The sequence below is a fragment of the Providencia sp. Je.9.19 genome (genome assembly GCF_051129765.1).
Classification (GTDB): domain Bacteria; phylum Pseudomonadota; class Gammaproteobacteria; order Enterobacterales; family Enterobacteriaceae; genus Providencia.
This window is the reverse complement of the sequence record NZ_JBCPSS010000050.1, coordinates 1-314: the sequence shown is the minus strand read 5'-3', so window position 1 is coordinate 314 and position 314 is coordinate 1. Positions and strand designations below refer to the sequence as shown.

Annotated in this window: 1 pseudogene; it reads left to right on the top strand. The window is 51.0% G+C overall.

Features of this window, described 5'->3' with window-relative positions:
* Positions 1-64: 64 nt before the first annotated feature.
* A pseudogene (locus tag AAZR93_RS21670) lies at positions 65-314 on the top strand (fimbrial protein); the annotation flags it as partial.

The following is a 314-nucleotide window of genomic DNA, read 5'->3' as shown; positions in this document are numbered from 1 at the left end:
GGTGGAAGGGGGCTTTGAAACGTTAGTCACCTTGCAAGCCCACTATCAATAGGCGAGGACGATAATGATACGGAATCAAATTAATGGATACCTGTTGAGCGCCCTGTTGTTGGGCAGTCTCAGTGGTACGGAAGCGGCGCCGAATGTGCGGTTGTTCGGCACGTTAGTGACGGAGCCGTGCACGGTAGTGACAGAAGACATCCAGGTCGATTTTGGGACGATTGTAGATAAGTATTTATACCAAAATGCACGAACCTTGGGTCAGCGGTTTGCGATTGAACTGGCGGATTGTGACTTATCGCTGGGGAACACGG